The organism is Corallococcus sp. AB018, assembly GCF_003986945.1.
GTDB lineage: Bacteria > Myxococcota > Myxococcia > Myxococcales > Myxococcaceae > Corallococcus > Corallococcus exiguus.
Genome location: NZ_RAWR01000135.1, coordinates 22,618 through 29,363, shown reverse-complemented (window position 1 = coordinate 29,363; position 6,746 = coordinate 22,618). Strand labels below are relative to the sequence as shown.

Genomic DNA, 6,746 nt, shown 5'->3' with positions numbered 1-6,746 from the left:
CCCCCCTCGCTGGGACGCCGCCGGCCGCCCCGGAGCCCCGGGCGCCACGCCCCCCGTGGGCCCGGTGGAGACGGGGCTCCTGGCCCAATTGGCCCCGGCCGTGGTGCCCCAGGTGCACTGGCTACCCGGGGGTGGCGCGGTGCGGATCCTCGAAGGAGGGCCTCCCGAGGGCGCCCGCTCCACGGTCGTCTTCCTCCACGGACGTGGGAACTCGGCGACCCACTGGTTCCCGTACCTGACGGTGCTGGCCCGGCACCACCGGGTGCTGGCCCTGGACCTGCCCGGTTTCGGTCAGTCCACCCCGGCGGACGTGCACGTGAAGACCGCGGAGGACGCGGTGCGCTTCTTCACGGCGCCCGTGGAGGAGGCGCTGGGAATGGTGGCGCCGGGACCGGTGTCGGTGGTCGGCCACTCGCTGGGCGGACTGGTGGCGCTGGAGCTCACGCTGCGCGGCACGGTGCCGGTGGAGCGGCTGGTGCTGGTGGACGCGATGGGGCTGGGTCCTGAGATGCCTCGCGCCTCGCGCCTGTTCTTCCGCGCGGGGCCGGAGCGGCTGGCGCGCAACCTGGGCCCCTGGGCGATGGCGCGGATGCTGCCGCCACCTCCCACGCCGCTGGGAGAGAAGCTGGGTCAGCTGGGCTACGAGCTGTTGAGCGTGCCCGGCGGGAGGCCCGAAGCCGCGCAGGCCTTCAACGCGCTGGTGCCGCTGACGGGTCCGCTGTTCCACCGCCGCGAGCGGCTGGGCGAAGTGAAGGTCCCCGTGCTGCTCATCTGGGGCGAGCGAGATGAGACGCTGCCCGTCACACTGGCGGATGAGGCCGCGCGCGGGCTTCCCCAGGCCCGGGTGGTGCGCGTGGCCTGCGGACACAGTCCGCAGCTGGAGCATCCCGAGCGCGTGCTCCCCGAGCTGAAGGCCTTCCTCGGCAATGAATGACAATCACCCGCCAGCGCGGCTGCCTGGCGTGCGATACTGAGCGCCAGCCGCTCGGGCCGCGCGAGCGCTTTGGGGGAAGAGGGGCATCCACATGAATCGGGAATGGAAGTCTTTCAAGCGCGTGGCGCTGCTGGGCGGGGTGTTGGCGCTGGGGGCGTGCAGCAGCAAGCAATACGGGGATGCGTCGCCCACGGAGGAACCGCAGGTCTTCCAGGGCGAAGGGACCGTCAGCAAGACGGAGCCGGGCCAGCTGCGGTTCACCCTCTGGGCCGACCGCCTCTACCGGTTCGACTGCACGCCCCTCGGCATGCTGGGCTGCAAGGCGCAGCTGCGCGACGGGGCGACGATGGAGCCCATCGGGGCGCCCTGGTCCTCCGGGACGGTGCAGCACCTCACCTTCTTCTGGAAGCAGGCCACCGCCGGGGACGTGGTGCTGGACATCCAGTCCGGTTCGGAGGAGCCGTCCGCGGGTGCCTTCACCTACGAGCTCCGGGAGACCCGGGATGACGCGGGTGACACCTGGGACCAGGCGGTCGTCCAGCCCGTCACCGACAAGCAGGGGGCGTTCAACGGGTTCCTGGAGCATGCCGAAGACGTGGACCAATGGCGGCTCGGTATTCCCGCCAACCACACCCTGGCGGCGGGGTGCACGGGGCCAACGGACAGCGTCGCGCCGGCCTTCGAGCTGATCCTCCCGGAGGGGACCTCCCTGAGCGCGGACCGCGCGGCGTGGTTCCAGAGCCTGGGCATCCGCTTCCTGGCCGTGAAGAGCACGGGGGGTGGCGCCATCGACCTGCGCGTCCGCGCGAGCGGGGACTACGGGGCCCACTCCGTGCCCTACACGTGCACCGTCCAGGACGTGGGCGTGGATGACCACGGGGACATCCCGTCCGAGGCCACCGTCGTGACGGTCCCCGCCCAGCTGAGCGTCCATTTCAACTACAGCTCGGATGTGGACGTGCTGGCCGTGGACCTGATGGAGGGCCATGCCTACCAGTTGCTGACGGTCAGCGCGTGGGGCACCCCGCCCTTCCATGTCGGGACCACGGTGGTGAACGAGCAGGACACGCAGCGGTGGCCGAAGCTGGTCAGCGACGACAAGGGCGCCACCTTCACCGCGCCCACCACCGGCCGGTACTTCCTCGTGCTCATGGGGGCCCGGGGAGATGGCATCTGGAAGTGGGAGGTCCCGAAAACCTTCACGTACAAGATCACCGACGTCACCCCGTAGGTGCCTTTCCGGGCGCGGAGGGCCGGGACATTCCCCGGCCCTCACGACAGGCAGTACAGTCCCCGGCCGTGCCGAAAGACTTCCTCGACCTTGAGGCGACGCCGGAGCGGCTGCACGCGCTGGCGGACGCCGGAATCCTGAGACCGGACGCGTACGGGCGCGCGCTGCACCTGGCGGTCGCCTCGCCGTCGCGGCCCGCGTGGCGTGCGTTCCTGTCCACGACGTTGATGGCCCTGGGCTCGCTGCTGGTGCTGGCGGGCGTGGTGTACTTCTTCGCCTTCAACTGGGCGGAGCTGGGGCGCTTCTCGAAGCTGGGCCTCATCTGCCTGGGCATGGCCGGGGCGGCGGTGGGCGCCTGGCGGCTGGGCGACAGGCCCGCGGGCCAGTTCGCGCTGCTCGCGGCCGCGGTGCTGGTGGGCCCGCTGCTCGCCGTGTACGGGCAGACGTACCAGACGGGCGCGGATCCGTATGAGCTGTTCATCGGCTGGGGCCTGCTCATCCTGCCGTGGGTGGCGCTGGCGCGCTTCACGCCGCTGTGGATGCTCCAGCTCGTGCTGGTCAACACGGGCGTCATCCTCTTCTGGGGCCAGCGCATGACTCGCTTCGGCTCCTACGAGGCAAGACTCGCGCTGGTGCTGGGGCTGCTCAACGGGTTCGCCTGGGCGACCTACGAGCACTTCGCCAACCAGAAGGTCTCCTGGCTCCAGGGGCGGTGGATGCCCCGCGTGTTGTCCATCATGACGCTGCTGCCGCTGGTGACCCTGGGAATCCTGTTCATCGTGAGCAGGCACGACCGGTCGCTCGAGGCCGGCTTGTCCCTGCCGCTGGTGCTGGGAGCGCTGGTCGCCATCTACGCCCTGCACCGGCACCTGCACGGAGAGCTGTTCCTGCTCACCATGGGCGCGCTGAGCCTCATCACGCTCGTCACGACGGCAGTGGGCTACTTCCTCCTGGAGGTGACGCGCGCCGACGAGTTCACCCTCTTCATCCTGCCCCTGGTGATCATCGGCGAGGTGGGCCTGGCGGTGTACTGGCTGCGCCACGAATCGCAGGCCACCGGCGTTTCGGAGGAGACCTGATCATGGCCCTGCGACCGACGATTCAAGACGTGCTGGCGGGGCTCAAGACCGAGGGCCACGTGGACGCGGGGGTGGACGCGCGAGCCCGCACCGCCCTGGAGATCCGCCAGAAGACGCTGGGTGCCTCACCCTGGTTCGTGAAGGCGCTGGCCGGCGGTGGCGCGTGGCTGGCCGCCGCCTTCATGCTCAGCTTCTTCGCCTGCGTGGGCCTCTGGAAGGAGGAGGTGGCGCTCACCGGCATGGGCCTCCTGATCACGGTGGCGGCGGTGCTGCTGCGCCGGACCTCCCAGGGCCCCTTCCTGGAGCAGCTCGCCCTGGCCCTGTGCATGGCGGGCGTGGGCGCGTTCCTCGTGGGGCTGGCGCAGCTGGACCAGGGCACCCTCACCATCGCGTTCGCGGGGGCGGTGGCGTCTGTCGCGCTGCTCGCCGTGTACCCGGACCTCATCCTCTACTTCCTGGCGACGGTGGGCCTCTGCGTGTCCGTGGGCGTGTTCGCGCTCGATGCAGTGGGGGGCTCGGGCGTGGACGTGTGGATGCTCATGGGCGCCGCCGCGCTCTCCGGCACCCTGCTCTTCGAACCGGTGCTGCGGCGCGGGAAGCTGGGCGCTCGCGTGGGGCCCATCGCCTTCGCGCTCGCGTGCGCCGTGCCCGGGTGGCTGCTGTTCCGCAGCTTCGAGAACTCGCAGGAGGGCTTCCACTACGTCTTCCGCTTCGAGAGTGGGTTCGTGCCGAGCGCGTACCTCTCCATCGCGCTGGCGCTCCTCCTGGCGTGGACGGGGTGGCAGGTGCTGCGCGAGCTGGGGCTGGCCCAGGAGCAGCGCGTCTGGATTCCCGCGGCCGGCGCGCTCGTGCTGCTCACGGTGATGACGCTGAACACGCCGGGCGTGCTGGTGGCGGTGCAGATGCTGACGCTCGGCTTCCACCGCCGCAGCCGCGTGATGCTGGGGCTGGCGGTGGCGTTCCTGCTGACGTTCGGCGCGTACTACTACTACGACCTGCACATCACGCTGCTGGCCAAGGCGCTCGCGCTCACGGGCAGCGGACTGGTGCTGCTGGGCGTGCGGCAGTTCTTCCTGCGGCGGCAGCCCGCCGTCCTCACGGAGGCCCGATGAAACGCGGCGCCGTCATCTTCGGTGGGCTCGCGCTGGTGTTCGTCGCGCTCGCCTTCCTCGTCGTGCAGAAGGAGACCGTGCTCGCGCGGGGGCAGCCCGTGCTGCTGCGGCTGGCTCCGGTGGATCCACGCTCGCTCATCCAGGGCGACTACATGGTGCTCGACTACGCCATCAACCAGGGCTGGCGCGAGGGCCGCGAGCAGCCCCAGGAGGACGGCAACGTGGTGCTGCGCCTGGACGAGCACGACGTGGGCGAGTTCGTGCGCTACGAGACGCAGGCGGGGACCTCGCTCGCGCCCGGCGAGGTGCGCCTGCGCTTCCGCATCCGCAACTCGCAGATGCGCCTGGGCGCGGAGGCCTTCTTCTTCCAGGAGGGCCACGCGGAGCGCTACGCGAAGGCGCGCTACGGCGAGCTGCGGGTGACGGACAACGGCACCAGCGTGCTCGTGGGCCTGCGCGACGAGAACTACCAACCGCTGGGCAGCGCCATCCACTGAAGGCGCGCCCCTGGCGTCAGTCCGCGTCCTCGTTCTCCAGCAGGTCGGAGAACGGGGAGCCCTCCTCGCCCAGCGCCTTGTAGAGGCCGTCCACCTTCTCCAGCTCGCGCTTGAGCGCCTTGTGGTGGTTGCGGTTCTTCACCAGGCTTTCGCGGCCCAGCATCCGGAAGGCCTCGTCGCGGCCCATCTGGCGGATGGCCGTGCCCAGCACCAGCCCGCGGAAGCCGTCCGCGTAGTCCAGGTCCAGCGGCGTGCTGCGCCTGCGCGCCTCACCGACGAAGGCCTGCGCCGCGGCCCGCAGCGCTTCCGGCAGCGGACGGCCGCTGCTGGGGGACTGCTCGTAGTCCAGCGCGCGCGCCACGTGCTTCTCGTGGAGCACCAGGTCGCCCGTGCCGGCCGCGTGCTCCACCATCGCCAGCGTGTACGCACGCCGCACGATGTTGTCGAGCTGCCGCAGGTTGCCCGGCCACGAGCTGGTGGTCAGCAGCACCTCCGCCTCCTGCGCCAGCCGCGCGGAACCCTCCGGCATCCGCTCGCGGTGACGGCGGTTCACCATGTACCGCGCCCAGAGGGGAATCTCGTCCTGCCGGTCCTGCAGGGGCGGCATGCGCACCGGCAGCACGTTCACGCGGTAGTACAGGTCCTCGCGGAAGCGGCCGGCGCGCACCTGCGCGTGCAGGTCCGCGTTGGTGCCGATGATGAAGCGCACGTCCGCGAGCTTCTCGCCGGTGCCCTCGCCCAGCGGCCGGTAGCTGCGCGACTCCAGCAGGTGCAGCAGGCCCGCCTGCGCCTTCAGCGACAGCTTGTCGATTTCGTCGATGAACAGCGTGCCGCCGTCCGAACGGGCCACCACGCCCGGCGCGTCGCGCACCGCGCCGGTGAAGGCGCCCTTCTTCCAGCCGAAGAGCTCCGCCATCTGGAGGTCCTCCGGCACCGTCACCAGGTCCAGCGTCTCGAAGGGCTTGCCCCGGCGGCCGGAGCGCTCATGACACCAGCGCGCCAGACGCGACTTGCCCGCGCCCGTGGCCCCGCTCACGAGGATGGTCTCGTCCTGGAGCGCGAAGGTGCGCAGGATGGGCAAGAGCTCCGCCATGGAGCGGCCCACCACGGGGAGGAACTCGTCCACCTCCGGCGTGGCCACCGGCCGCTGCGGCAGCGCGGTGAGGTACGGCGCGGCGATGTCCGTGAGCAGTTGGAGCAGGTCTCCGGCGTCGCGCCAGACGAACTCCTGCCCCATGGCGGCCAGGCAGTCCGCCTCCAGCGAAATCATGCCCTCCATGCCCGCGGGCGTGCGCAGGGGCAGCACGCACACGTGCGTCGCGTGGCGGCCCAGGAAGCGCTGCTTGCTCTCGTTGCTGTGGAAGCCCGCGAGGCCCGGGTCACCCGTCACCGGCGCGTCCGGCGCGTGCGGCTGCACCGTGCCGATGTTCACGTCGATGGACACCGCGCACCGGTGCTCCACCACCGCGCGCCAGGCCGTGGCGGAGGTGAAGAAGGGCATCTCGACGCCCGCGTCCGTCACTTCGCGCGCGCCTACGTCCAGCGCCGCCAGCCGGCGGTACGCTTCGCCAGGACGCAGGTGGACGATGCCGCGCAGGACCCGGGCCCGGCCCGCGTAGCGGCTGGCCGCCACCGCGGTGTCCGCCACGGCCAGCATCCGGCGCAACGTCGCCGCCGCCGCCGTTTCAAAGTCCCTGGAATCCCTGAGCGCAGCCATGAGCTGCGCCAACTCGTCTTGCATCCCCATCGCCTCCCGTGCGGAAGCCGCGCCACCGCCGACCGGCGAAGCCGTCCAAAAAGCAGACGCGGACTCTATCGGAGATGACGGGGAGGTGCGGATTCAGATGGAGAGCGCGGAAGGAGCGGCCCCTCCTTCCGCGCTCCGGGTGCATC

General features: G+C 71.1%; 6 protein-coding genes. 5 read left to right on the top strand and 1 reads right to left on the bottom strand.

Annotated elements, in window-relative coordinates; translation table 11 throughout:
• Window positions 1-55: 55 nt before the first annotated feature.
• From D7Y11_RS26280 to D7Y11_RS26260, 5 genes are all read left to right on the top strand, one after another.
• Complete coding sequence (locus D7Y11_RS26280; protein ID WP_126935076.1) at window positions 56-934, top strand: alpha/beta fold hydrolase; 879 nt, start codon at window positions 56-58, stop codon at window positions 932-934.
• A 91-nt stretch (window positions 935-1,025) separates the two neighbouring features.
• Window positions 1,026-2,165, top strand: coding sequence for a hypothetical protein (locus tag D7Y11_RS26275; protein ID WP_126935073.1), 1,140 nt, complete (start codon window positions 1,026-1,028; stop codon window positions 2,163-2,165).
• Window positions 2,166-2,233: 68 nt separating this feature from the next.
• A complete protein-coding gene (locus D7Y11_RS26270; protein WP_120596591.1) occupies window positions 2,234-3,244 on the top strand; it encodes a DUF2157 domain-containing protein in 1,011 nt (336 codons plus the stop codon).
• A gap of 2 nt (window positions 3,245-3,246) precedes the next feature.
• A complete protein-coding gene (locus tag D7Y11_RS26265) occupies window positions 3,247-4,356 on the top strand; it encodes a DUF4401 domain-containing protein (RefSeq protein WP_126935072.1) in 1,110 nt (369 codons plus the stop codon).
• Entirely contained in the window at window positions 4,353-4,853 is a 501-nt protein-coding gene (locus D7Y11_RS26260) for a GDYXXLXY domain-containing protein (protein ID WP_120578176.1), read from the top strand. Before D7Y11_RS26265 ends, D7Y11_RS26260 begins: the two co-directional genes overlap by 4 nt.
• A gap of 16 nt (window positions 4,854-4,869) precedes the next feature.
• On the opposite strand, the gene D7Y11_RS26255 is transcribed toward D7Y11_RS26260, so the two are convergent.
• Entirely contained in the window at window positions 4,870-6,594 is a 1,725-nt protein-coding gene (locus D7Y11_RS26255) for a sigma-54 dependent transcriptional regulator (RefSeq protein ID WP_126935071.1), read from the bottom strand.
• Between the last annotated feature and the right edge of the window lie 152 nt (window positions 6,595-6,746).